The organism is Mesorhizobium sp. P3_A10, assembly GCF_056403175.1.
Genome location: NZ_JBFUFZ010000001.1, coordinates 568885 through 592378 on the forward strand (window position 1 = coordinate 568885; position 23494 = coordinate 592378).

Sequence of the window (23494 nt, forward strand, 5' to 3'; positions counted from 1 at the left end):
TATGCTGGCATTATCCCAACCCGCCCAGCAGCAAACCGCGGATCGTCGCCTGGCGGTCCAGGCGATCGGCCTGCACAAGAGTTACGGCACCGGCGCCTCGGCCTTTCTGGCGCTTGACGATGTGTCGATCGACATTACCGAAAACGAGTTCTTTACATTGCTGGGTCCGTCCGGCTGCGGAAAAACCACGCTTTTAAGACTGATCGCCGGGTTCAACTTTCCGACCAACGGACAAATCCTGCTCCGTGGCAAGGATATTGCGGCGCTTCCGCCGTTTCGGCGGCCGATCAACACGGTTTTCCAGAACTACGCACTCTTTCCCCACATGTCCGTCGCCGAGAACATCGGTTTCGGACTGAAAATGCTGGGCTGGACGAAGTCCAGGATCGTCTATCGCGTGGCCGCGATGCTGAAGCTTGTGCGGATGGAAACGCTGGCCGACAGGCGGACCAGCGAGATCTCCGGCGGCCAACAGCACCGTGTCGCCCTGGCCCGCGCTCTGGCTCCGCAACCGGAAGTGCTTTTGCTGGATGAGCCGTTGTCGGCCCTGGACTACAAGCTGAGAAAGGAGATGCAGGTCGAATTGAAGCGGCTCCAAACCGAAACCGGCATCACGTTTATTTTCGTGACGCACGATCAGGAGGAGGCGCTGGCGATGTCCGATCGCATCGCCGTCATGAATCGTGGGCGGGTGCTCCAGGTTGGCCGCCCGAGGGAAATCTACAACGCTCCGGTGGACAGGTTCGTCGCCGACTTCATCGGTGAATCGAACATTCTGAGCGGCCGCCTTGTCGGGCAGGCCGCTCCGGATGCTCACCGGGTCAATATTGCTGGCACTGTCACCACCGCTTACGGCAAAGCCGGAACGTCCAGCGACGGGACGGTTCAGGTCCTGATCCGCCCCGAACATGTCGACGTCCTCCACTCCCCGTCATCGGACTGCATTCCTGCGGTCATTGAAGGCGAGGTTTTCGTTGGGACGGACACACGCCTTCAACTGCGCCTGAACGACGGTTCGACGTTCACGGCGCGCCTGACCAACAGCCCGGAACAAGAGAAAATCATGACGTCTGGCACGCAGGTGTGGCTGCGAATTCATGGCCATAGCGCCCGGCTGCTCGGAGGCGACCATGTCCAGCATCACTGAGATGGCGGCCACACGCCGAGCCGCCGAAAGCCGGCGCCGCTGGTTGCTCAAGGCGCCGGCCCTTGTGACCATCATGATCGCCTCTGTCGGCCCGCTTGCAGTGATGCTTGTCTATTCGGTGATGGCAAAGGGCGACTTCGGCGGGGTCGCGCTCGGTCAGTTCAGTCTCGATGGCTGGATGAACGTCTTTGTGGAGCGCGATCCCTTTGACGACGTGCTCGTATTGGCCGATGCCAATCTCATCATCTTCTGGCGTTCCGTCGAACTGGCACTGATAACGACGCTGGCCACGCTGCTCATCGGCTTCCCCACCGCCTATTACATCGCGACCCGGCCCGAGCAGGTCCGGTCGCAATGGATGCTGCTGATCACGATCCCCTTTTGGACCAATCTCCTGATCCGCACCTTCGCGATCATGGGCATCCTGTCCAATCAGGGGCCGATCAACAACATCCTCATCTGGGCTGGGTTGATCGATAAGCCAATGCAGATGCTGTTCACGGACGGGGCGGTTCTCCTGGGACTCGTCTACGTCTACCTGCCGCTCATGGTACTGCCCATCTATGCGAGCCTCGAGCGGATGGATTTCAGCCTTGTAGAGGCAGGATACGATCTCTATGCGACGCGCTCAAAGGTGCTTTGGCATATCGTCATTCCCTCCTGCAAGCCGGGCCTGATCGCCGGATCGATCCTCGTCTTCATCCCCGCAATCGGTGCCTACGTGACGCCGCGCGTCTTGGGCGGGGGGAAGAACATGATGATGGGCAACCTGATCGAACTGCAGTTCGGTCAGGGTCGAAACTGGCCCCTCGGCGCAGCACTTTCCATCTGCCTCCTGCTGATCGTGACGGTAGCGCTCATCATCTACATCCGCGGAAGCTCGGCTAAGGAGAATGCGCATGGCCGCTAGTCAGCACGCATTCGATCTGAAGGCGCAGCCAGGCTTCGGCATTGTTGCGCGATTGGCGATCGTCGCTCTCTATCTGCCGATCCTTCTCCTCGTCGTGTTCGCCTTCAACGCGACCTCCTCGCTCGGTGTCTGGGGCGGCTTCTCGTTCAATTGGTTCGTCAAGGCCTGGCACAACGACCTGATCATCAATGCCGCCCTCTTCTCCTTGTTTCTTGCGACCGTAGCCGGCGTGCTGGCGACGGTCATGGCCACGATGGCTGCCATCGCCATGACCCGAACCGACGCCTATCGCGGGCAGACGATCTCCTACGCCCTGATCAACCAGCCGCTGATCGTTCCTGAAATCGTAACGGCAATCTCGCTTCTGATCGTGTTCGCCGCGGTCAAGTCGGCAACCGGCTACTCGGGAACCGGCTATCTGGTCTTGGCGCACACGGCCTTCTGCATCCCCTTTGCCTATCTGCCGATCCGCGCTCGGCTGGAAGGCATGGATCTGACCCTCGAAACTGCGGCGGCCGATCTCTATGCGGACCCGTGGAAGACCTTCCTGCATGTGACGCTTCCCAGACTCGCGCCCGGCATCATAGCGGGTTTCATGCTGGCCTTCGTTGTTTCCCTGGATGATGTCGTCATCACCGATCTTGTTAAGTCCGGCGGACAGGAAACCCTGCCGACCTACATGCTGGGTCAGATCCGTCGTGACATGACCCCCGAAGTCAATGCCGCCGCCACCATGCTCCTGGTGCCTTCGATTCTTCTGGTGACGGCCGTGCATCTGATCAACCGCAAGAAATAATCAACCTTACAGAGGAGTGACAAGCATGCGATCCATATTGACGACGCTGACATCGGCGATACTGCTCGCGGTAACAAGTTCAGCGGCCCTCGCCGAGGAAGAATTGAGCCTCTACAACTGGGGCAACTACACCAGCCCGGAACTTCTGGAAAAATTCAAGAAGGAAACCGGCATCAAGGTCACAGTCACGGACTACGACTCCAACGACACCGCGCTGTCCAAGGTCAGGGCGGGCGGCTCGGGTTTTGACATGGTGGTTCCGTCGGCCAATTTCGTGCCGATCTGGATCAAGGAGGGTCTTCTCCTTGAAGCCCGGCCCGACCAGATGCCGAATTTCAAGAATGTCGACGAACGCTGGGTGAATGTCGGCTGGGATCCGGGCCGTCATTATTCCGTGCCGTGGCAGTGGGGCATGACTGGGCCGGTCGTTGCCACGTCCTTCTACAAGGGTGACATCAACACCAGCGCAATCTGGCTCGATCCGCCGGCGGAATTGAAGGGCAAGATCAATGTCGTGCCCGAGAAGAACGATGTTCTCTATGCCGCCATCCGGTACATGGGCGGCACCTGGTGCACCGGAGACAAGGCACTCCTGAAGAAGGTTCGAGACAAGCTGCTCGAAGCCAAGAAATCCTGGGTCTCGATGGATTACGGCATCGAAAAGATGGACAGCCGCGATACGCTGGCCCAGCTTTACTACAATGGCGCCGCATTCCGGGCGCGGCAGATCAATGCCGACGTAAAGCTCGGCTTCCCCAAGGAAGGCTATTCGCTGTTCATGGACAGTGTGGCAATCCTCGCCGACGCGCCGCATCCGGAAAATGCCAAGAAGTTCCTGAACTTCATCATGGCGCCCGAAAACGCGGCCCTGATTTCGAACTTCGCGACCTATGCCAACGGCATCAAGGGCTCGACCCAGTTCATGCGTGACGACATCAAGGTCGCGCCCGAACTGAACATTCCAGCGGAGTACATTGCCGCCGGCGGATGGCAGGACGTCTGCCCCGCCGAGGTGGACGAACTCTACACCAAAATCTGGACCGAACTGATGAAGTGATGTGCGTGCTCCGGCGGAGGCCCATTCTCCGCCGGAGCCCCCGAAACTCAATTGTCCAGAGGCCCTAGCAGACATGCGTGACTTCCAACTACCCGGGCGCTCACCCGTTCGAACAACCGGCGCAATGGCCGCGACGTCCCACCCTCTCTCCACCCAGGCAGCTGTCGAGATGTTGCGCGCCGGTGGCAACGCCGTGGATGCGGCCGTTTGCGCAAGCGCCGTGCAGGCCGTCGTCGAGCCTCAATCGACCGGGATCGGCGGCGATTGCTTCGTGCTGTACTGCCCAGGCGGTATGGACGAGGTGATAGCGCTCAATGGCTCCGGGCGAGCCCCGGCCGCGGCTTCCATCGATCGCTTTCGGTCCATGGGAATGGCGGAAGTCCCCACCTTTGGACCCCATTCGGTCTCGATTCCGGGCGCAATCGACGCCTGGGACCGGCTGATCCGGGATCATGGCAGGAAGACGCTGGCCGACGTGCTCGCTCCCGCCATTCACTATGCGGAGAAGGGCTATGTGGTGCACGACCGCGTGGCCTTCGACTGGCGGGAGGCCAAGGCCCTGCTGGAGCAGGACGAGCATTCAGCGGCAATCTTCCTGCGCAACGGCCGGGCGCTCGAGGCAGGCGACATACACGTCCAGCCGGCATTGGCTGCCACCCTGCGGCGCGTGGCTGAACTGGGCCGTAAGGGCTTTTACGAAGGACCGGTGGCGCAGGCCATGGTCGCACGGTTGCGGGAACTGGGCGGCCTGCACTCCCTTGCTGACTTCGCCGCAACCAGTTGCGATTACGTCAGTGCTGTTTCTGTCGATTACCGCGGCTATCGCGTGCACCAGATGCCGCCGAACAATCAGGGCCTGACTGCGCTCCTGATGCTGAACATCCTTGCCCAGGACGATTTGTCATCGTTCGGCCCGAACGATGCACGGCGTTTCCATTTGGAGGTGGAGGCGGCGCGCCTTGCCTATCGCGAGCGGGACAACCGCCTTGGCGACCTTGATCCCTCAAGCCCGGTGATCGAATCCCTTCTGTCGAAGGGCCATGCCGCCCGCCTGCGCCAGAAAATCTGCATGAACCACGCGATGACCGATCTTCCCGAAGTCGAACTCAGGCGGTCGGACACTGTCTATATCTCGGTGGTGGACGAGGATCGCAACGCCATCAGCTTCATCAACTCGACCTATGATTCCTTCGGCAGTGGAATTACCTGCCCGTCGACCGGCATCGTCCTGCAAAATCGGGGTTCGAGCTTCCGCATGGATCCGAACCACACCAACGCGCTGGCACCCGGCAAGCGGCCGATGCACACGATCATGCCCGGCATGCTCACCAGGAATGGCCGTGCCGTCATGCCCTTCGGCGTGATGGGCGGCGATTACCAGCCGATGGGTAATGTTCACTTTCTGACCAACATCCTGGATTTCGGCATGGATGTGCAGGCCGCGCTCGACAGTCCCCGCCTCTTCCATACGAAGGGGAGTATCAAGGCGGAAAGAGGCGTTTCCGACGCCACTGCAAGGGAATTGCAGGCGCTTGGACACAAGGTGGAGGAAGCGCCAGAACCTTTCGGAGGCGGACAGGCCGTTTGGATCGACTGGGAAATCGGTACGCTCACGGGAGCCTCGGATCATCGCAAAGATGGAATGGCTTCAGGTTACTAGCAAAGGAAACGTTATGGCGCGCGCAATCCTCGTGGTCGATGTCCAGAAAATCTACACCGACCCGGCCTCGCCCTTGCATTGTGCGGGGAATGCCGAAGCAATTTCCAACATCAATGCGATCATTTCCGCTGCGGAAGCCGCGGGCGAGCTGATCGTTCATGTCCGCCACGTTCATCGCGCGGACGGGGCGGATGCCGGCCGCATGTTCGATTTCACTGGCGAGGCGGGAGAACTCGGCTTTGTCGCGGGCACAGAGGAAGTCGAAGACGACCCAAGGCTCAAGATCCCGGCCGGTGCGTTGACGATCAGCAAGCAGCGCTATTCCTGCTTCGTGGGCACCGGCCTGGACCGGGTGCTGCGGGAAAGGTCGGTGGACCGGATCGTCGTAACCGGCTTCATGACGAATTTCTGCTGCGAGGCCACGGCCAGGCATGGTCATGATCTCGACTACTTCGTTGACTTTCCCGTCGATGCGACCGGCTGTCCCGATCTGTCCGAAACCGCGACGCAGAATGCGATCAAGTCGGCGACCGCCGCGACGCTGGCTGCCGGCTTCGCCAGGGTGATGACGACCGCAGAATGGCTCGCCGGGTCAGCAGCCTGACCGGCAGGCCGGAAATGCGGCCGGTTGGCTGCACCGCCGTAATCCAACCCCTCCCCCTTCAACGTCGGAAGAACCATGATCAAACGCACGCTTGGCCAATCCGGCCTTTCCATCGCGCCCCTGGTATTTGGTGGCAATGTCTTCGGCTGGAACGTCGATGAGAAGACGGGATTTCGTCTACTCGATGCGTTTGTCGATCATGGCTTCAATGCCATCGACACCGCGGATGTCTATTCCAACTGGGCGCCTGGCAATTCAGGCGGTGAATCCGAAGCCATGATCGGCCGTTGGCTCAAGGCCCGGCCGGGCATGCGCGATCGGGTGGTGATCTTCACCAAGGTTGGTTCCGACATGGGCGGACCAGGCCGGAAGGGATTGTCGCGGCGGTGGATCCTTGAAGCCGCCGGACACTCCCTCCGCAGGCTCGGGACCGACGTCATTGATCTCTATTTCGCGCACAGGCCGGATTCCGAGACACCCCAGGAAGAAACGCTCTCGGCCTTCGGCGCGCTTCTTGAGGCCGGCAAGATCCGATCGATCGGCGCGTCGAACTTCGATACGGACCAGCTGCGGGCGGCCCTGGCCCTGTCCGGTAGCGGCTTGCCCCGCTATACGGTCTTGCAGCCTGAATACAATCTTCACGACCGTTCGGACTTTGAAGGGCCGCTGCAAGACCTCTGCCTGCAGGAAGGCGTCGGCGCAGTCACGTATTTCAGCTTGGCCTCGGGTTTTCTCAGCGGAAAGTATCGCAACAAGGCGGATTTGTCGAAGTCGGTCCGCGGAGAGGACGTCGAGAAGTTTCTCACGCCGCGCGGCTTCGCCCTTCTGGACGCGCTTCAAGCGGTTGCGGCTGGACACGGAGCAAGCCTCAGCGAGGTCGCACTGGCCTGGCTGATGGCGCAGCCCGGGGTGATCGCGCCGATTGCTTCGGCAACAAAGCCCGAGCATATCAGCAGTTTTGCTCGTGCTGCCGGTTTGCGGCTTAGCGCGCAGGAATGCCTGCAACTCGCCATCTGATGCACGGCCTCGCGACCCCCATTGCCAATCGGCACCCCTGAGGTTCGGTCACCATGAAAGTCAGTCGGCCCAAAACGTAGCTCCACGTTCCTTGACATCGGGTATTTATCCGAAATTATGCAGGAAAGAAGGATCGCAAGCATGACGGGAATCGCGCTGTCGGGCGTATCGAAGCACTTTGGCGCTGTCGAAGTGATCCGCGACGTGAGCCTGGACATTGAGCCGGGAGAGCTGGTCGTGTTTCTCGGTCCGTCCGGTTCTGGCAAGACGACGCTGCTGCGGATGATCGCCGGCCTCGAAAGCATTGACCAGGGCACGCTGACGATCGATGGGGTGCGCTCCGAGAACCTTGCGCCTGGCAGGCGCAACGTTGCGATGGTCTTCCAGAACTATGCGCTTTACCCACATATGACAGTCGCGGAGAACATGGCCTTTGGGCTGAGGAACATTCGGGTCGCGCCGGATGTCATACGCCAACGGATAGCCGAGGCTGCGCGTATCTTGGAGATCGAAGCGCTGCTCCAGCGGCGGCCGTCGCAGCTCTCAGGCGGGCAGCGCCAGCGCGTGGCCATCGGGCGTGCGATCGTCAAGGAGCCCAAGGCGTTCCTGTTCGACGAGCCACTCTCCAATCTGGACGCGGCACTTCGAGCCCGCACACGCGTCGAGCTTGCCGAGCTGCATCAGCGTTTGAAGTCGACGATGATCTACGTCACTCACGACCAGGTGGAAGCGATGACGCTCGCCGACCGTATTGTCATCCTCAACGATTGCCGGATTGAGCAGATGGGAAGACCCGTCGATGTCTATGCACGTCCGGCGTCGCGTTTCGTCGCGACCTTCGTCGGATCTCCGGCGATGAACATTCTGCCTGTTACGGTTTCAGGCTCAGGCGACAGGCTCAATGCGCGCTTGACCGATGGATCGCTCGTCGAAATTCCTGGCGCGCCGGTCACCGTGGATTGGCGCGAACTGGGCGTGCGACCGGAATCGCTGACTGTCGTCTCCGATGGCAATGAAACATCCGCCACGGCCACCGTTGTCGAGCGCCTTGGCGAGCGAACGCTCATCTATGCGCGGCTTGCGGACGGGACGCAGGTTACGGCACAGGACCGCGGGCTTTCGAGCGTCAAACCGGGCGACACCGTTCGGCTGAAGTTCGACACCACGGCCCTCCATCTCTTCGCTGCGGACGGATCGACCTGGCACGCGCGCGCCGACGGAGCCTGAACCCTGCCGAGCGGGGGCGTGCCCTCTGGTATTGCGGTTCGCTTGCGGGTCGAGGCTAGCCCTTGATACCTGCCGAGAGCGTTATCGCTTCGGTTACCCGGCGCTGGAAGAAAAGGTAGGCTAGCGCCACCGGAAGGCCGGCCAGTACGGCTGCCGACAGCTGGCGCGCGTAGTAGACACCGAAGGCGTCATTGACCTGCGTGATACCGACGGTGATCGTCATCATCTCGGTGCGGGTCACCGAGAGGAATGGCCACAAGAACGCGTTCCACGTCCAGATGAAGCAGACGATCGACAGCGCCGTCGTTACCCCCCAGTTCATCGGCATGTAGATCTTGAAAAGGATCCCGAATTCAGACGCATTGTCCATGACCGCGGCCTCGCGGAAATCCTTCGGGACCTGATCGAAGAACTGCTTGTACACGATGATGATGACGGGGTGGATAAGCTGCGGCAACATGATTCCGGCCCAGCTGTTGAGCAGGCCAAGGTTGGCGACCAGCACGAAGTGATTGATGATCAGCGCCGAAATCGGCACCATGAAGGAGGCGAGGATCAGCCACCACAGCGCCATCCGGCCGGGGAACCGCAACTGCGAAATCGCGTAACCGCACAGCATCGAGATGAAGATGGTGATGACCGTTACGCCGACCGCGACCACCACCGAATTGACGTACCAGATGCCGATCGGTGTGGTGGTCAGGGCGTCAATGTAGTTCTCCAGCGTCGGCGTCTCGGGCCAGAGTTCGATGTAAGGCCGGATGACCTCGTCGTCCGGTTTGAGCGATGAGATCACGGCCCAATAGAGCGGAAACGCCCACAGGATGGCCCAGACGAGCGTCAGTGCCGTGATTATGCCGCCCCAAAAATTCCAGCGTTGCGCGGTCAGGGCATTCATCGGCGCCGCCTTTCGGCGAACCGGAGTAGTTGGAACTGCAGCACCGAGACGACGACCACAAGCACGAAGAGCGTGACGGCGACGGCCGCCGCCCTGCCTCCCTGGTTCTGCTGGAAGGCCTTCTGGAAGACGTAGTAGACGAGCACCATATTGTCGTTCGGCCGGCCGCCGATCGAGAACAGATAGACCTGATCGAAAATCTTGAGCTGCAGGATGAGTTGGATGGTGAATACCAGCGAGGTGATCGGCCACAGCAGCGGCCAGGTGATACGCCGGAACGTGGTCCATCGCGTCGAGTTGTCGAGCGCCGCGGCTTCATAGATCTCCACTGGTATGGACCGCAGTCCGGCGAGGAAGAGCAGGATCGAGAAGCCCGCGGTCCACCAGATCGTCACTCCGGCCACAGCCGGCAAGAACCAGACGCGCGACTTGAAGACCGGTACGCGCGGAATTCCCAGCCAGTCCAGCACATGCATCGCGATCCCGAACTGGAAATTCAGCGTCCAGTCCCAGATCAGATAGACCACGGACACCGGCAGGATATAGGGCAGGAAGAACAGCGCCAGCACGATCGCCTGGAAGCGGCCTTTGAGGCGTGACACACCAAGCGCGATCAACAGGGCGATGAGTGTCCCTGGGATGACCGTCATCAGCACGAAGTAAGCGGTGTTCCCGACCGCGCGCCGGAACATCGGGTCGTTGTCGAGCCGCAGGTAGTTGTCGAGGCCAACCCACTGACCCGCGCCAATCAGCGGCGCATCGGTGAAGGAGATGCGGAACATCTGAACCGTCGGATAGACGAACGCCAGCAGGTAGATCGCCAGGAAGGGAGCGACCAGCACCAGCGCGACAAGACGTTCAGTGCGGGAGTTGCGAAGCACGGCTCTACCTCAAATATGGCTGGGACCGCTCTGGGAGGACGGTCCCAGCCATTGAGCTCCTACATGCCGTTCAGCTCTTCCTTGATGGATTTCACCGCCTCGCCCGGGTCCATCTCTCCGTTGAGGGTCGGCACGAAATAATTGGACATGATGTCGAAGATCGGCCCGGCGACGCCAGCCTTGGGCGACTTGGGATCGAAGATCATGTTGGCCGTCAGCGTCGAGTAGGTCGCGTTGGGCTCCATTGCCTTGTATTCGGCCGACTCGGTGACCGGCTTGTATGCCGGGATGTGGCCTGCCGTGGCCCAGAACAGCGAGTGCTTGTCTATCCATGAGATCACTTCGAGAACGGCGGCGCGCTTTTCCGGGCTGATCTCCTTGCCCTTGTTCTTTGGGATCGCGAACGAGTGGCTGTCCGCATAGGTGCATGGCTTGTCGAAGATCACCGGAATCTCGACGGCGCCCCAGTCGAACAGCTTGCCTTGCTTGGCGAGGTCGGTCATCGTGGGAACTTCCCAGACGCCGTTGATCATCATTGCGGCCTTGCCCGAGGTGAACAAGGCGACGGTTGCGGGATAATCCGTATAAGTCGACTGCAGCCCGGCCTTCGTCCACCCTTGCAGAACCGCCAGCGCCTTCGCCAGCTTTTCAGCATTGTCACCGGCGAGGAACTCGTTGCCGGTCAGAAGCTCGCCGCCTTGCTGGCACACCAGCGAATAGATGGTGCGGTACATAAAGTTGCCGTCGGCGGTGACGCTGCCCAGCGGGAACTCGACGCCGGCATCCTTCAACTTCTGCAATGTCGCGGTGAATTCCTCCTTGTTTTTCATGCCCACGGGACGGCCGTCGTCGCCGAGCACGCCTGCCTTCTTCAGAAGGTCGCGATTGTAGTAGAGGACGATTGGATGGGTATCGAGCGGCACAGCGTATTGCTTGCCGTCGACCGTCACCGCGCCCATTGTCGTCTGGGCGAAGTCCGAGGCCGAGAGGCCCATCTTGCTCATGTCGTCGGCGGTGATTTCTTCGAGAATGTCCTGGCTCACCGCTAACGGGATGCGGCTGGCGTGATAGGTCATGACGTCTGGCGCCTCACCGACCGCGGCCGAGGTCTGCACCTTCGCGTAGAAGGGCGTGCCCCACTCCAGCGTCGTGGCGTCGATCTTGATCTTGCCGGCGTGGGCGGTGTTGAAGTCGGTGATCATCTGCTTCATGCGCACACCGTCACCGCCGCCGAGGAAATCCCACCACATGACGGTCTCTTCGGCCTGGGCCGCGACGGCCCAGAATCCTCCGGCCGCAACCACCGCTACGGCCATCATCCTGCGAAAGTTCATCTCAGCTCCTCCCGAGTACGGCGGTTAGATCCGCCTTGAACGTTTCAATGCTACACCAAACCAATCCACCTGCAACGGATTTTACGGTATATATCTGATAGTCGGATATTAACTCAGAGCGTCACACACACCATTGAGTAGGAGTGCGGCGGCAAGTTCAGCGTCATTCCCTTGCTGCTGAGCGTTGCCCCGTTGCCTTTGACAGGGGATACGTTGTCCGGCGCGTCCTTCGTGTTGCAGGCCTCGAGATCGTCATGACGGATGATCGTATGCTCGACGGACTTGGCGGCGAACCGCTCGAGGGCGACGTCGGCCTCTATCGTCTCGGACCCATGCCGGTTGATTGCAAAGAAGGTCAGCGTGCCGGCGTCCGAATTGTGCACGCCTGTAATGTCGAGCCACGGCACCTTGTCGGCCGCGGCCGCGTCATAGGTGGGCACCTCGACCGCGAGGCGCAGCGCGGTGCCGCGGCCGTGCCTGGAGGCGAGCATGAAAGGCCAATAGATCGTCTGCCGCCAGGCGGCGCCGCCGGGATCTGTCATGATCGGCGCGATAACGTTCACCAGCTGCGCAATGCAGGCGATGCGAACAATATCCGACCGGCGGATGAAGGTGTTGATGATGCAGCCGACCTGCAGCACGTCCTCGAAATTGTAGATGTCTTCCAGAAGCCTGGGCGCTTCCGGCCAGTCCCAGCCGCGCATACGCTCGGCGTCCTGCTTGCGCTGATGGTACCAGACGTTCCACTCGTCGAAGGAGATCTTCACGTCCCGCTTCGAGCGGGTCTTGGCCTTCACATAGTCGATGATGCCCGCGACCGTGCCAATGTAGCGGTCGAGCTTGGCCGGAAGAGCCAGATACTCGGCCGTATTCTTCTCGTAATTCTCGAAATACATGTGGAGAGAGATGTAGTCGACCTGCTCGTAGGTCGCTTCCAGCACGGTTGCTTCCCACTGCGGATAGGTCGGCATGTTGGAATGCGACGAGCCGCAGACGACCAGTTCCACCGTCGGGTCGAGACCGCGCAGCGCCTTGGCGGTCTCGTTGGCGAGATGGCCGTATTCGCTTGCCGACTTGTGGCCGACCTGCCAGGGACCGTCCATTTCATTGCCGAGACACCAGAGGCGGCAGTTCCAGGGTTGCGCGCGCCCGTTCTTGGCCCTGAGGTCGGACCAGTAGCTGCCGCCCGGATGGTTGACGTATTCAACGAAGGCCCGCGCCTCGTCGAGGCCGCGGGAACCGAGATTGACCGCAAGCATCATCTCGGTGCCGGCTTTTTCGGCCCAGTCGGCGAATTCGTGGATTCCAACCAGGTTCGGCTCCGTGGTGCGCCAGGCAAGATCGAGCCGCCGCGGGCGGTTCTCCTTTGGGCCTATGCCGTCTTCCCAATTGTAGGCGGACACGAAGTTGCCACCTGGGTAACGGCAGATCGGCGTGTCGAGCGCACGCACCAGCTCGATCACGTCCTTGCGCATCCCCTCTGCGTCCGCTTGCGGATGTCCGGGCTCGTAGATGCCCGTATAGACCGCCCGGCCAAGATGCTCGAGAAACGACCCGTAGAGACGTTTGTCGATATCCGCGACGGCATAGGCCGCGTTCGCCGTGACTCTGGCCTTCATGATCCCTCCCACTGCGGACTATCAATCCGACTTTCCGGTCTATATCCGGATCGTGGGGTCAGTTAAGGGTGGAGTTCGTCCGCCCGTCAAGGGCCCAATTTGCTCTCAAGCCTTCAGCAGGCGCAGAACGATGTCGTTGCTGTAATTGCCGAAGCCGCTGCCGAAGATGTTTATCCCTCCGGGGTGACGCGCATCTTCCTTCACGCCGATTCGTATCCGGATCGAGCGGTGCCGCTCGAGCTCCAGATCAGCCAGCGAGCATTTGGAGACCTTGTCATTGTTGCGATAGGTGCCGTTGTTCGTGACGCGCCAGTGTGCGAGGTCGCCATACTGCGATCCGGCCAGCTTCCACCAGCCGGGCGTATGCTTGCCGCGCTTGTCGCCATAATCGGCCGGCGCCGTCCAGGTATCTATCTCGTGTCCGTTGATCGCGACCGTGATGTCCGATGGCCAATCCTTCGAGGTGCCCGGCACCTCGGACGAAAGTTCCATCGCCAGCTCCAACCCGCCGACCTTGGCATTGGCAAGCGTCGCATTATTGGGAAACTGGTATTCGACGAAGCCGCGCGTGAACCACAGCAGCCCGGCCCGCATACGGTCAGGATCGAGGAAGGTGTTGGGCACATCGAGAAGTCCGATGACGCCGTCCTTTGAGCACAGGCCGCAGGGAGCGGAAACTTCGCATCTCGTATAGAGTCCAAGCGGCATCGCCACTTCTATGACGCCGGAATCCTGCGCCGGGGTGCGGTCCTTGAAGACGACGACCAACTCGGAGAAGGTAGAATAGCAGACCTTCTGGCTTCCCTTGCGCGCCTTCTGTGATTTCGTCTCGATCAAACCGACATCGACAAGAACCTGGATGTTCGCGGAAATCGTCGATTGCGGAAGACCCAGTTCTTCGGCCACTTGATTGACGTTTTTCGGCCCCTTGCGGTGCAGCAGATCGAGAATCCGGACCCGGACCTCGCTCGCAAGGCTCTTCAACAAGTCGAGCCGCTCAAGCGGATCGACAACCATGATTTCATTCGACATATCGCCCCGCACTCGTCACACGGGGTTATGTATCAGCAGATCAGATACAAATAAAGACGGGGGCGTTATGAATTGAGCGGCGATGCTGCCTCATCGCGCTATGTCTCCGGTCGCCGATGGCCCTTTCACTTCGACAGCGTGGAAAGGCAGATGGTCCTTGCGGCCCTCAAGCGGCGGCAGGGTCAGGAAATCGGCGCGCAGGGCCGGCCGCGCCTTGCTGGCCATGACGACTTCCATGGCTTGCGGGCTGTCGAAGACGGTCTTGTTGCGCTGCATGGCACCGCGCGTCCGGATCAGAAGACCGCACACGATCGTGTCCGGCGTGTAGATCTCGATCGCTCTGATGCCGGGAAACTTCGCCAGCAGGAAAGGATGCCGGGCGTTATAGGCCAGATGCCAAGCGTTCCAATCCGCGGTGACGCCGTCATATTCGACCATGTAGGACAAAGCGGAGCCGTCGGGCGAAGCGATGGCAGGCTCCGCCACCGGATAACGGCGCGTCAGCATGGCCTGGTGCGAGGTGCTCGTGCCCTTCAGGCTCGGCCATCTGTCGGCTTCGGCCAGGAAGGCCAGAGCGCCGGCTGATGTCAGGCCTCTTTCGAGATCCAGGACGTCATCGAACTCGAGCTGCAGTATCTCATGAGCCGAAAAACGGGTGTGAAGCTGCCCGCGTGGTGCAGGCTAACGAAGGATTGCTCAGTCGAAGAAGCCCACATCCTCTTCCCTGAGATACTTTCTGGCTGCTTCGGCATCGATATCGAGGCCCAGCCCCGGCGCTTCCAGCAGGTCCACCATGCTTTCCTTCACGATCTGCGACGGCAGGCCGATGACGATGTCCTCCCACCAGGGGTCGGAAGCGCTCGGGTATTCAAAAGCGATGTAGTTGGCGGGCAAGGTGGCGCAGACATTGATCAGCGCGCCGAGGCCGAGCAGGCCGTTGGCGGTGCCGTGCGGTGCCATCAGGATGGAGTGCATGTAAGCGTGCTCGGCGATCCATTTCAGCTCGGCAATGCCGCCGACATCGGCGGGATCGGGGCCGATGACGCGCACCGCCTGCGTCTCGATCAGTTCCTTGAAATTGTGCCTGAGGTAGATCTGTTCGCCGGTATGGATTGGCGTCGAGGTGGAGGTGGTCAGCTCCCGATAGGCCTGCGGATTGACCCACGGCACATAGTCGCCGGTCAGCATGTCCTCGAGCCACATCAAATTGTATTTTTCGACCGCGCGAGCGAATTTGATCGCATCGGGCAGCATCCAGCCCGGACCGCAGTCGAGCGCCAGGCTGACCTTGTCGCCCAGCACTTCCTTCATCGCGATCACGCAGTCGAGCATGTGGTTGAAACCGCGCTCGCTGATCATGCCCTGATCCATGGCACCGTGATAGCCGGCCTTCTTCTGCGTCACGCCGTAGTGAAAGCCCTCGATGCTATCCTTCATGTTGGAATGGAACGAGATGCCTTGCTTGACCATGAAGAAGCCTTCGGGCCGCTCCATCATCCATTTGACGTCAGCGGCGTAATCCTCGGGCCGGTCGCCGGCGCGCTTCCGGCGGATCGAGCCGTTGTAGACGCGCACCTTGTCGCGCACCTTGCCGCCGAGCAGTTTGTAGACCGGAACACCCGCTGCCTTGCCGGCGATGTCCCACAGCGCATGCTCGACGGCGCTGACGGCGGCGCCATAGGGTTTGAACGAACCCCTCTGGCGGATCTTCAGCATCACCCGCTCGACGTCGGTCGGGTCTTCGCCGATCAAGGCCTCGCGGAAATGCAGCACAAAGGGTTTGAGATAAGGCTTGGTGTACTCGACCTCGCCAAGGCCATAGAGGCCGTCGTCGGTAACGATGCGGACGATGGGATGCTTGCCGATGACGGCACAGCGCAGGTCGGTGATCTTCATGGCGCAGTCCTATTTCACAGACGAGAAAGCTGTCGGCGTGAGCAGCTGGCTGCTGATATTGGCAACGATCTGCCCGTCGCGCTCAGACTCGTCCCGGGCCCTGTGCCATGCCGGATCGGTGACGAAAGCCGCCCATTTCGCCTCACGCTCGGCCAGCGATTCCCAGGCGAGGAAATAGGTGAGGCGATTGCTGTTTTCGCCGATCGCCGTGGTGAAAAACCCGGCTTGGCGGATGCCATGCCTCTCCCAGATGGCCAGCGTTTGGTCGGAAAAGCGCTTGAGCAAAGCCGGCAGCCTGCCCGGCAGGCAGTCATAGATACGCAGTTCGTAGATCATGGTTCGTCCGTTTCTTTCTTTGCCTCTCCCTTGGGAGAGGTCGACACGAATGGTCGGTCGTTGGCCCTGTGAGCCTGGGGGGAATGTGGGCGGGGGTCTGGGCTAACTCCAGGTCCGGTCCCAGCTATATTCATTGTCCCAATGCTCGGTGGATTGCCATATCCCCGTGACACCGGGCTGCAGATGCTGGCTGATCACCTCGTCGACCACATCGTCTATGCCCAGCCCCGGCTTATCGGGCACGGTGATGAAGCCGTCCTTGACCAGCGGCTTGGGCAGGCCGGTGACGATATCGTCCCACCAGTCCACTTCGACGCTGTGATATTCGAGCGCCATGAAGTTTTCCGTGGCCACCGCGACATGGGCGGCAGCCATCGCGGCGATCGGGCTTTCCGCCATGTGAATGGCCATGGCAACGCCATGGTCCTGCGCCGCGTCGCCGATCTTCTTGGTCTCGAGAATGCCGCCTGACGTGAGCAGGTCCGGGTGGATGACCGAGATGCCTGCGTTGAGCAGCGGCTCGAATGCTTCCTTGAGGTAGATGTCCTCACCCGTGCAGATCGGCACGGACGTTGCCTGCTGCAACTGCCGATACTGCTCGGTGTACTGCCAGGGGATCACGTCCTCGAGCCAGGCTGGTGCATACTTCTCGATGCGCCGGGCCAGACGAATGCCGTCCTGCAGCGAGATGTGGCCGACATGGTCGATGGCGAGCGGGATCTCGTAGCCGATCACCTCGCGGACCTCGTGGATATATTGGTCGAGCAGGTCGATGCCCTTTTCGGTGAAATGGAGACCGGTGAAGGGATGCGGCACGTTCTGCGCATCATAGGCGGCGTTGCGCGCCCGGCGCTCATCCAGCGTGCGTGCCGGGCCGCGAGCGGCATGGGTGCGGAAACCGTCGAGCACGCCGGCAGGCGCCACCACCGCGCCCGGGATATGCGAGATTTGTGCCAGCCCGAGGTCCATCTTGAGGAAGGTGAAACCGAGATCCATCCGCGCCTTGAGCCGCTTTCCGGTCTCGGTGCCGCTGGGCTTGTCGGCGTCGGTGTCGCAATAGACGCGCACCTTGTCACGGAACCGTCCGCCGAGCATCTGGTAGATGGGGACGCCATAGGCCTTACCGGCGAGGTCCCACAGCGCGATCTCGACTGCCGAGACGCCGCCACCTTGCCGCCCATGGCCGCCAAATTGCTTGATGCGGCGAAACAGCCGATCGATGTCACAGGGGTTCTCGCCCAGCAACCGGCTCTTGAGCATCAGCGCATAGGTGGCGCTGGCGCCGTCGCGCACTTCGCCTAGCCCGACAATGCCCTGGTTGGTGTAGATCTTGAGCAACGCCGAGGTGAATGGCGCGCCGACGATTTCGGCGACCCGCATGTCGGTGATGCGAAGATCGGACGGCCTGGAGTGCGGGTTCACCCGATTGAGGGCGGCGTCGGCTCCACTCGTCTTTGGCATGGCTTATCCTCGTACTGGTCGGCGGGGCTTGTCGCCCGCACGCTGCGCCGGCGTGGAGCGTCGCTAGCCTAGCTCAATCTCATGGGCCTGCAGGTAGTCGCGGTTCATCTCAACACCGAGACCAGGCTTCGACGTCAGCTTGAGGCTGCCGTTCGAAACGTCGAGCGGTCGGTCGATCAGGTGATCGTATTTGCCCAGGTTCCACTCCGACGTCTCGAGCTTGTAGAAGTTGGGAACGGTCATCATCACCTGCGCGCCGGCAACAACGTTGATCGGCCCCGCGGCATCATGCGGCGAGACCGGGATGTAGTAGGCTTCGCACAAAGCGGAAATCTTCTTGAGCTCGGTAATGCCGCCGGTCCAGGTGACGTCCGGCATAATGTAGTCGGCGAGCTTGTTCTCGAGCACCGGGACGAAATCCCATTTGGTGTGGCCGCGCTCGCCCCATGAGATGGCGGCACTGACCTTCTCACGCACCTGCTTGAGGGCGTTGAGGCTCTCGGGCGGACAGGGCTCCTCGAACCAGTCGATCTGGCCGGCTTCCTCGAGGCTGCGGCAGAGGCGGATGGCGGTGGGAACGTCGAAGCGGCCATGCGCATCGATGAGGATGTCGACATCGGGGCCCGCCGTTTCGCGGATCAGCGCGGTCAGTTCGGCAGCCTCGCGCTCGTCCTTGCGTGTCATGCCGCCATCGAGGTAGCCGTCCCGCTGTTCGCGCGACTGCCCGTCGGCGCTGCGGCCCTGATGCGGGAACGGGTCGAACTTGAGCGCCGTGTGTCCGGACTCGACGATATCAAGAATTTCGCGGACCACAGCCTCCTTGCTGGTGAATTTGGCCTGATTGGGATGGGTGTAGAGCGAAATTTCATCGCGCACCGGTCCGCCCAGCAGCTCGTAGATCGGCTTGCCAAGGACTTTGCCCCGGATGTCCCAGAGGGCGATGTCGATGGCGCTCACGCATTCGACGGCAGCGCCGCGGCTGCCCATGTAGGTGAAGCTGCGGAAAATCTTGTGCCAGAGATACTCGATGCGCGCCGGATCCTCGCCGGTCACGGCCACGCCGATCTGCCGCAGGATCGTGCAGAGAGCGCGGTTGGCGAGCCTTGTCGTCGTGGTGATCTCTCCCCAGCCGCTCACCCCCTCGTCGGTCGTCACTTCGACGAACAGGAACTCTCCCCAGTAGGAAGCATCGGACTTGATCAGCCACGGCCGAATGCTCGTGATCTTCATCTCAATTACCTCTTCTGGAATGGGTCAGGCTGGCGCTGTTCCAGACCGGATCTTCTATCCTGCCCGGGCGGCGTTACGCGCTCGCATGTGTTCGAGGACATGCCGGCCGGAGCCCTCGACATGGCGTGCGATGAGTTCGGCTGCCTCATCGGCATTTCCCGCTTTCACGTGCGCGATGAGTTCACGATGCTCGCGAATGATCGCTGCACGCCGGGCAAGCGTGAAATTGAAACGCCGGCTCACGGCCCGCAGCACTTCGCGATGCTTCCACCAAAGCTCGGCGGCATGGCGGTTGTAGTGCCGCTGGTACATCACGGTGTGGAAGGCGGTATCCAGCTCACTGTGCCTGAACGTGTCGGCAAAGTTGTTCTCTTCAATCAGGCCCTGGATGCGTTCGAGTTCGGCAATGTCCTCTGCGGTCGCCATGTTCACAAACCATCGCGTCAGAGCCGGCTCGATCAGCACCCCGATCTCGTAGATATCCCGGACAAAATCCTGATCTATTGGCCGGACGCGCGCCCCGCGGTTGGGGAGAAAGGTGACGAACCCCTCCCCGCGCAAAAGCTGCAGGGCCTCGCGCACAGGGTTGGTCGAGGTGCCATGACGCCGGGCGAGATCGGTCACCACAAGCCGCTCGTTGGCGGCGAGCCGCCCCTCAATGATGTCTTCCCTGATCAGCTGATAGAGCGAGGCTCCCTCGCTGGAGGCCCCGATGGGGTCGATCCCCTGGGGCGGTTCTGCTTTGAAATCGCTTGTTTCGGCCAAGGCCGGCTCCCCAAATCAATACACGCCTTGATCGATATCACGCACGGTTTCCATAAACAATGTATGATTTAGCGCGTTGACACGCAATCTACTATCTGAAAACGTATGAAGTGACCGAAGGGATACATAAAACAGCAAGACGTCCCGCGATCGAACGAACCGACCGCCTGCCTCGACGCAGAGCGGCATGGGAGAAAACCTGGAGGATACCTATGACGAGGATTACGCTCGGCGGTGCCGTCCTGCGCGGCACTGTCTCCACTGCATTGATGGTATCGTTGATGTCCGCGTCGGCGCTCGGCGCGCCGCCGGTCGATTTGAGCAAGTGGTCGCCGGAATATGTGCGCTCCATTGCGGGCACACAGGAGTTTGATACGGCGGCCGATTGCGGCAAGGTCACCCCGCTCGACTACAAGGGGCGGCTGACCTTCTGGTACCAGGGTGTGTTCGAGGGCGACCCCGACCTGCTGCGCCAGTACTACAAGGAGTTCTTCGAGACCTTCCGCAAGACCTATCCAAACATCCAGCTCGAGGAACAGGCCCTCACCTATAACGACCTGCTCGACAAGTTCCGCACCGCGCTGCTGGGCAATGCGGCGCCAATGGCGGTCCGCCTGCAAATCCTGGGTGGTACCGAGTTCGCATCAAAGGGCTATCTGGAGCCGCTCAAGCCCGAGGATGTGGGGTATTCGACCGAGGATTTCTGGCCCGGCGCCATGAAGGCCGTGACCTGGGATGGCGTGACCTACGGCATTCCGACCAACAACGAGACAATGGCGTTCATCTGGAACGCCGATATCTTCAAGCGAGCGGGCCTCGATCCGGACAAGGCTCCGGCAACCTGGGACGACGTCGTCAAGTATTCCAAGCAGATCCACGACAAGCTCGGCATTGCCGGTTACGGTCTCGTGGCCCGCAAGAATGCCGGCAACACGCCGTACCGTTTCATGCCGCAGCTGTGGGGCTATGGCGGCGGCGTCTTTGACGAAGCCTCGGCGAGCCCGACCTACAAGGAGGTCGAGCTCAATACGCCGCAAAGCAAGGCGGCGCTGCAGGCCTCGTACGACATGTATGTTCGCGACAAGTCGGTTCCGGTCTCGGCTCTCACCAACCAGCAGGCCGATAACCAGCCCTTGTTCGTCGCCGGCCAGCTCGGCATGATGATCTCGCACCCGTCCGACTACAACGTCATGCTCGACCTGCAGAAGAAGGCGACGGGCACCGACAAGGACAAGGCGCAGACCGTCATCGACAACATGCGCTACGGTCTGATCCCGACCGGCCCCGACGGCAAGCGCGCCGTCGTGTTCGGCGGCTCGAACATCCACATCCTGAAGCCCGAATATGTCGAGGGAGGCAAGGTGGACGAGCCGGCCGCAAAGGCGATCATCTGCATGTGGACTAGCCCCGAATGGTCGCTGAAAATGGCCTATGCCGGCTCGAACCCAGGCAACCTCAACGGCTTCAAGACCAAATGGATGAAGGAACGTCTGGAGAAGATCAAGTTCCTCGATGTCACGACCTCGATGCTGCCATACGGCATCCCGTTTCCAGCGCTGCCGCAGGCCCCCGAGATCATGAACATCATCGTCCCGGACATGCTGCAGAATGCCCTGACCGGAGCGATGACCGTCGACCAGGCAGCGGACGACGCGGCCGAGAAGGTGAAGAACCTGATGGAAGGCAAACTCTAGCCTGAGCCTGACACATGATCTGACCGGCTGCACCGAGGGTGCAGCCGGCTAGCTCCAAGAAAACAAGGGCGCGCCACAGTGACGATCGTGACCGGCAAGGCCGAGGCTCGCCGAACATTGCAAACCGGCAGGTCCGGCGTGCTGCGGAGTGTGTGGGAGCACCGCGCCGACTACGCATACGTGCTGCCGGCGATCGCCGTGATGCTCATCGTCATCGCCTATCCGATCTACTACACGATCGAGCTGTCGTTTTTTAAGACGCCGCCTGGCCTGCAGCTCCGCGACAAGACCTTCATCGGCTTCGACAACTACACGGCCATCCTCACCAGCCGGGTGTTCTGGAAAGTCACCTGGAACACCCTGATCTGGACACTGGCGTCGACGTTCATCTCCTTCGTCCTGGGGTTTGCCGCCGCGCTGGCGCTCCACCGCGACTTTGTCGGCCGTGGTGTCATGCGCGCCATCCTGATCATTCCCTGGGTCATCAGCGCGGTCGCCGCCTCCTACATCTGGAAGTGGATCTACCATTCGGATTTCGGGATCATCGGCGCGGTGCTGGTCGGCCTCGGCTTGGCCGACCGGCCGCCGAATTTCATCGACAACGTCAGCACGGTGCTGCCCTCCCTGATTGTCGTCAATATCTGGCGCGAGTTTCCGTTTGCCATGATCATGATGATGGCCGGCCTGCAGACAGTTCCCGAACAATTGCTGAGCGCCGCAAAAGTCGACGGCGCCAGTGCGTGGCAGCGCTTCTGGCACGTCACGTTCCCGCATCTGAGCAGCGTCTCGACGGTGACGATCCTGCTGCTCGCAGTGGCCAATTTCAATTCCTTCATCATCCCCTGGATCATGACCGGCGGCGGGCCGTCGAATGCGTCGCATATCTGGATCACCCACATTTATGAGCTCGCCTTCGGACGACAGCTGTGGGGGGTGGCGTCCGCCTATTCGGTGCTGCTGTTCCTCATGCTGATGACGCTGGGCTACTTCTACGTCCGTGCGCTGAGCGGCAACGATCGCAAAGAGGGGGGCACATGAGCACGATCGCCGGGACAGTCCCTCGAGGTCAGGCACGTCGGCGCATGCGCGTCGACGGATGGCGGTGGGCGGGGCGTTTCTTTCTCGTGTTCATGCTGCTCTACACCGCCCTGCCGATGGTCTGGATGCTGCTCACATCGATCAAGTCCGGGTTCGCGGCGATGCAATTCCCGCCGCAATGGTGGCCGGACGAGCCGACCCTCGCCAGCTATCAGAAGCTGCTCGATCCGCAGAACAGCGTCGGCCAGGATTTCCTCCGCTTCTTCTGGAACAGCCTTTTCGTGTCGACCGCCACGACGATCCTTTCCGTGATCGTGGCTGTCCCTGCGGCCTACGCGTTTTCGCGCTTCCGTTTCCCCGGCCGGAACTTCCTGTTCTTCGCCGTGCTGCTGCGCAACATGTTCCCGGCGGTGATCTTTCTGGTGCCGCTTTTCATCCTGATGCGCATGCTCGGGCTGGTGAACACGCATGGCTCGCTGATCCTCACCTATCTCACTTTCGGCCTGCCGCTGGCGATCTGGCTGCTGAAGGGCTTCTACGACAACATCCCGGTGCAGCTCGAGCAGGCGGCACGCATCGATGGGGCAACGCGGTTCCAGGCCTTCATCCTGATCGTCATGCCGCTCTCGACGCCGGGCATCATCGCCACCGCGATCTATTCCTTCATCGGCGCGTGGAACGAGTACATCTACGCCTACACCTTCCTCTCCAAGAATGAGCAGCTGACGCTGCCGGTCGGCATCCAGCGTTTCTTCTCGGAAAATACGACGGACTTTCCGGGCCTGATGGCGGCCAGCTTCATGATGAGCGTGCCCGTCGTGGTGCTGTTCCTCGTCCTGCAACGATACTTCGTACGCGCCCTTACAGAAGGCGCGGTCAAACACTAGGGAGT

Annotated in this window: 22 protein-coding genes; 11 read left to right on the top strand and 11 right to left on the bottom strand. The window is 61.0% G+C overall.

The window, feature by feature from the left end:
* The first annotated feature begins 1 nt into the window (after position 1).
* From AC1DXU_RS02730 to AC1DXU_RS02765, 8 genes are all read left to right on the top strand, one after another.
* Complete coding sequence (locus AC1DXU_RS02730) at positions 2-1147, top strand: ABC transporter ATP-binding protein (RefSeq protein ID WP_477364051.1); 1146 nt, start codon at positions 2-4, stop codon at positions 1145-1147.
* Positions 1131-2057, top strand: coding sequence for an ABC transporter permease (locus AC1DXU_RS02735; protein ID WP_477364054.1), 927 nt, complete (start codon positions 1131-1133; stop codon positions 2055-2057). Before AC1DXU_RS02730 ends, AC1DXU_RS02735 begins: the two co-directional genes overlap by 17 nt.
* Positions 2047-2853: an ABC transporter permease gene (locus AC1DXU_RS02740; protein WP_477312470.1), complete on the top strand. Its 807-nt coding sequence runs from the start codon at positions 2047-2049 to the stop codon at positions 2851-2853. Before AC1DXU_RS02735 ends, AC1DXU_RS02740 begins: the two co-directional genes overlap by 11 nt.
* A 25-nt stretch (positions 2854-2878) precedes the next feature.
* The gene (locus tag AC1DXU_RS02745) at positions 2879-3910 is read left to right on the top strand and encodes an extracellular solute-binding protein (protein ID WP_477364057.1); all 1032 of its coding nucleotides are present in this window, start codon (positions 2879-2881) and stop codon (positions 3908-3910) included.
* A 73-nt stretch (positions 3911-3983) separates the two neighbouring features.
* The gene (ggt, locus tag AC1DXU_RS02750; protein ID WP_477364060.1) at positions 3984-5570 is read left to right on the top strand and encodes a gamma-glutamyltransferase; all 1587 of its coding nucleotides are present in this window, start codon (positions 3984-3986) and stop codon (positions 5568-5570) included.
* Between the two features lie 13 nt (positions 5571-5583).
* A complete protein-coding gene (locus AC1DXU_RS02755) occupies positions 5584-6174 on the top strand; it encodes a cysteine hydrolase family protein (RefSeq protein ID WP_477364063.1) in 591 nt (196 codons plus the stop codon).
* 75 nt (positions 6175-6249) lie between these two features.
* Positions 6250-7191, top strand: a complete 942-nt coding sequence (locus tag AC1DXU_RS02760; RefSeq protein WP_477364066.1) for an aldo/keto reductase — start codon at positions 6250-6252, stop codon at positions 7189-7191.
* A gap of 141 nt (positions 7192-7332) precedes the next feature.
* Complete coding sequence (locus tag AC1DXU_RS02765; RefSeq protein ID WP_477364069.1) at positions 7333-8418, top strand: ABC transporter ATP-binding protein; 1086 nt, start codon at positions 7333-7335, stop codon at positions 8416-8418.
* Positions 8419-8473: 55 nt separating this feature from the next.
* On the opposite strand, the gene AC1DXU_RS02770 is transcribed toward AC1DXU_RS02765, so the two are convergent.
* The 11 genes from AC1DXU_RS02770 to AC1DXU_RS02820 all read right to left on the bottom strand — a co-directional run bounded on the left by AC1DXU_RS02770 (position 8474) and on the right by AC1DXU_RS02820 (position 19870).
* Positions 8474-9316: a carbohydrate ABC transporter permease gene (locus AC1DXU_RS02770; protein WP_477364072.1), complete on the bottom strand. Its 843-nt coding sequence runs from the start codon at positions 9314-9316 to the stop codon at positions 8474-8476.
* Entirely contained in the window at positions 9313-10197 is an 885-nt protein-coding gene (locus tag AC1DXU_RS02775; RefSeq protein ID WP_477364075.1) for a carbohydrate ABC transporter permease, read from the bottom strand. The genes AC1DXU_RS02770 and AC1DXU_RS02775 overlap by 4 nt, the downstream gene beginning before the upstream one ends.
* 59 nt (positions 10198-10256) lie before the next feature.
* Positions 10257-11531 carry an extracellular solute-binding protein gene (locus AC1DXU_RS02780; RefSeq protein WP_477364078.1) on the bottom strand — a complete coding sequence of 425 codons (1275 nt, stop codon included), beginning with the start codon at positions 11529-11531 and terminating at the stop codon, positions 10257-10259.
* A 113-nt stretch (positions 11532-11644) separates the two neighbouring features.
* Entirely contained in the window at positions 11645-13150 is a 1506-nt protein-coding gene (gene arfA / locus AC1DXU_RS02785; protein WP_477364081.1) for an arabinosylfuranosidase ArfA, read from the bottom strand.
* A gap of 105 nt (positions 13151-13255) precedes the next feature.
* On the bottom strand, positions 13256-14182 hold the full coding sequence (locus AC1DXU_RS02790; RefSeq protein ID WP_477364082.1) for an ArsR/SmtB family transcription factor: 927 nt from the start codon (positions 14180-14182) through the stop codon (positions 13256-13258).
* 90 nt (positions 14183-14272) lie between these two features.
* The gene (locus AC1DXU_RS02795) at positions 14273-14689 is read right to left on the bottom strand and encodes a hypothetical protein (RefSeq protein WP_477364085.1); all 417 of its coding nucleotides are present in this window, start codon (positions 14687-14689) and stop codon (positions 14273-14275) included.
* Positions 14690-14878: 189 nt separating this feature from the next.
* Complete coding sequence (locus tag AC1DXU_RS02800; protein ID WP_477364088.1) at positions 14879-16078, bottom strand: mandelate racemase/muconate lactonizing enzyme family protein; 1200 nt, start codon at positions 16076-16078, stop codon at positions 14879-14881.
* A gap of 9 nt (positions 16079-16087) precedes the next feature.
* The gene (locus tag AC1DXU_RS02805; RefSeq protein WP_126043553.1) at positions 16088-16414 is read right to left on the bottom strand and encodes an NIPSNAP family protein; all 327 of its coding nucleotides are present in this window, start codon (positions 16412-16414) and stop codon (positions 16088-16090) included.
* 102 nt (positions 16415-16516) lie between these two features.
* Positions 16517-17875 carry a mandelate racemase/muconate lactonizing enzyme family protein gene (locus tag AC1DXU_RS02810; protein ID WP_477364092.1) on the bottom strand — a complete coding sequence of 453 codons (1359 nt, stop codon included), beginning with the start codon at positions 17873-17875 and terminating at the stop codon, positions 16517-16519.
* Between the two features lie 63 nt (positions 17876-17938).
* Entirely contained in the window at positions 17939-19105 is a 1167-nt protein-coding gene (locus tag AC1DXU_RS02815) for a mandelate racemase/muconate lactonizing enzyme family protein (RefSeq protein ID WP_477364095.1), read from the bottom strand.
* Positions 19106-19159: 54 nt separating this feature from the next.
* Entirely contained in the window at positions 19160-19870 is a 711-nt protein-coding gene (locus AC1DXU_RS02820; protein WP_477312498.1) for a GntR family transcriptional regulator, read from the bottom strand.
* Between the two features lie 212 nt (positions 19871-20082).
* Here AC1DXU_RS02820 and AC1DXU_RS02825 point away from each other — a divergent pair, with 212 nt between their 5' ends.
* The 3 genes from AC1DXU_RS02825 (at position 20083) to AC1DXU_RS02835 (ending at position 23489) form a co-directional block, all read left to right on the top strand.
* Positions 20083-21564 (top strand): ABC transporter substrate-binding protein, encoded by a 1482-nt coding sequence (locus tag AC1DXU_RS02825; RefSeq protein WP_477245051.1) that lies wholly within the window; start codon positions 20083-20085, stop codon positions 21562-21564.
* A gap of 78 nt (positions 21565-21642) precedes the next feature.
* On the top strand, positions 21643-22602 hold the full coding sequence (locus AC1DXU_RS02830) for a carbohydrate ABC transporter permease (RefSeq protein ID WP_477364098.1): 960 nt from the start codon (positions 21643-21645) through the stop codon (positions 22600-22602).
* Positions 22599-23489 (top strand): carbohydrate ABC transporter permease, encoded by an 891-nt coding sequence (locus tag AC1DXU_RS02835; RefSeq protein ID WP_477364100.1) that lies wholly within the window; start codon positions 22599-22601, stop codon positions 23487-23489. The genes AC1DXU_RS02830 and AC1DXU_RS02835 overlap by 4 nt, the downstream gene beginning before the upstream one ends.
* Positions 23490-23494: the final 5 nt, after the last annotated feature.